Origin of the sequence: uncultured Leptotrichia sp. (genome assembly GCF_938036635.1) — a bacterium.
In the GTDB taxonomy this organism is placed as follows: Bacteria; Fusobacteriota; Fusobacteriia; order Fusobacteriales; family Leptotrichiaceae; genus Leptotrichia; species Leptotrichia hongkongensis.
Genome location: NZ_CALHQO010000148.1, coordinates 1 through 2,242 on the forward strand (window position 1 = coordinate 1; position 2,242 = coordinate 2,242).

Below are 2,242 nucleotides of genomic sequence, written 5' to 3' on the forward strand. Positions count from 1 at the left end.
AATTATTTGAAAATATTAGGTTTATATCCTTTATTAAAAAAGTTTGTAATAAATACATTATTTAAATAAGGTTTAGCATTAGTAATAAATTTATTACAAAAAAAACTGGAATTTACTCCAGCTCTTTTTACAATTTAAAGTTTACAACAAATAAAAAATTAAAAAATCCCTTTTTCTTTAAACACTTTTGTCAATTTCCCATAAGTATCCGCCTCAGCCTCTACCAATGGCAATCTTACTATGTCATTGTCAAGTTTTCCAAGTATTTTCATAGCAGCCTTAACAGTTACAGGGTTTCCTTCCACGAACATATTTCTGCTTACATCGTATAGTTTTGTGTGCAGTTCAAACGCCTTGTCAAAGTTCTTGTTTAAGAATGAACTGATTAAATCGCTCATTTCTTGGGGCATTATGTTGGCAACTACAGAAACGACTCCTTTTGCACCGATTGACAGCATTGGTAGGATTAGGTGATCTTCTCCTGAAAGAATTTCAATTTTATCTCCGCATAAATCCTGAATTCTTATCATTTGTTCAAGACTTCCTGTCGCTTCCTTTACAGCTACAATTTCAGGCAGTTCAGCCAGTTTTGCGATTGTTTCCGCTTCAATATTTGTTCCTGTTCTTCCAGGCACATTATAAAGCATTATAGGAAATTTTGCTTCTTGTGCAATTGTTTTGTAATGTTCATAAAGTCCTCTTTGACTTGGTTTATTGTAGTATGGGCAAGTGCTTAACGCTGCATCTGCTCCCAGTTCCTTTGCGTATTTTGTAAGTTCTATCGCTCTTGTTGTATTATTTGATCCTGCCCCTGCGATTACCTGTATTCTCCCTTTCACTTCTTCCACAACTATTTTTATTACTTTTTCATGTTCTGCAAATGTCAAAGTTGGAGCTTCTCCAGTCGTTCCGCAAGGTACAATTCCAGATGTACCATTTTCAATGTGATAATTTACCAATTCTCTTAATTTATCCTCATCCAATTCCGTTCCGTTATTTTTAAATGGCGTAATTAGCGCCACATACGAACCTTCAAATTTCATTTTATTCCTTCTTTCCTTAATTTAATTTCCTAAACTAAAAATTTAATTATCTTTGATATTTATACATTCCTTCAGCTATTTTTTCACTAGGTCCTGTCATAAATACATCATTTTCTCCACCTTCATACTCAATAACAAGCTGCCCTCCTGGAACTTTCACATTTACCTTATCATCTACAAAATCAAAAGTTTTGGCAAGTACAGCTGAAGCTGTAGCCCCTGTTCCACAAGCCAATGTTCTTCCTGCTCCACGTTCCCAAGTGATTACTTCTATATGCTCCCTGTCATACACCTTTACAAAGTTTACATTGACTTTTTTGGGAAATAAGTCAGTATAATTTTCAATTTTTTTACCAAGCTCATCAATATTATAATCTGCAAAGTCATTTACAAATATTACAGAATGGTCAGTTCCCATAAAAATATATGAAATTTCAATTTCTTTTCCGTCAATATTAATTTTTTCTCTTAAAAACTGCTCTTTTTCAATATTTATTAATTCTTTTACATTAAAAACAGGTTTTCCCATATTTACTCTTGCTGTAAAATCATCCTTTTCCTCATCGTAATTTACTTGTATTGTCAAATCGCCAGGAACTGTTTTTACAGTAAATTCGTTTCCTTCAACTAGGTGATTGTTTACAAGATAGTGGGAAAAACATCTTATTCCATTTCCACACATTGGTGCCTGACTTCCATCTCCATTAAAGAAAAACATAAATGGCATGCTTGCTACATATTTCAAAATAATCAGTCCATCCGCACCTATTCCAAAATGCCTGTCACAAACCTGACTCGCAAATTCCCCGTATTCAGGTATTCCTTTTTCAATAAGATCCTTCTCAGCAACAATAATAAAATCATTCCCCGCACCTTGATACTTTTCAAATTTTAACATTTCAAAACCTCCTTTAATTTTTAAAATATTCTCAACTTATACTAAAATTTTTTTATTAAGAATCTTTCTTTTTTTCCTGAATTTTTCTAGCTATTTTTACAACAAACTTTCTTGAAAAAAATCTAGTTCCAAAAACTGCAATTCTATTAAAAATTCCAGGAATTATAATCATTTTCCCCTTCTGAAATTCCTTATAGCCGATTTCAGCCACTTTTTTAGCTGACATAACTTTCATTCGTTCAAAAAGTGAACTTTCTTCCAAATTACTGCTTTTTTCAAATTCAGTAGCTGTTGGACCAGG

General features: G+C 32.6%; 2 protein-coding genes and 1 pseudogene. All 3 read right to left on the reverse strand.

All coding sequences use genetic code 11. The features are described 5' to 3' along the window. Positions 1-158: 158 nt before the first annotated feature. Positions 159-1,043 carry a 4-hydroxy-tetrahydrodipicolinate synthase gene (gene dapA / locus Q0370_RS02790; protein ID WP_147005401.1) on the reverse strand — a complete coding sequence of 295 codons (885 nt, stop codon included), beginning with the start codon at positions 1,041-1,043 and terminating at the stop codon, positions 159-161. 46 nt (positions 1,044-1,089) lie between these two features. Continuing rightward, positions 1,090-1,941, reverse strand: coding sequence for a diaminopimelate epimerase (gene dapF, locus Q0370_RS02795; protein ID WP_299571845.1), 852 nt, complete (start codon positions 1,939-1,941; stop codon positions 1,090-1,092). Positions 1,942-1,996: 55 nt separating this feature from the next. Beyond that, positions 1,997-2,242: pseudogene (locus Q0370_RS02800) on the reverse strand (SDR family NAD(P)-dependent oxidoreductase); the annotation flags it as partial.

Bases quoted from the DNA above. Each gene is read 5' to 3' on its own strand.
- dapF (WP_299571845.1), bottom strand. From the start codon at position 1,941: ATGTTAAAATTTGAAAAGTATCAAGGTGCGGGGAATGATTTTATTATT.
- dapA (WP_147005401.1), bottom strand. From the start codon at position 1,043: ATGAAATTTGAAGGTTCGTATGTGGCGCTAATTACGCCATTTAAAAAT.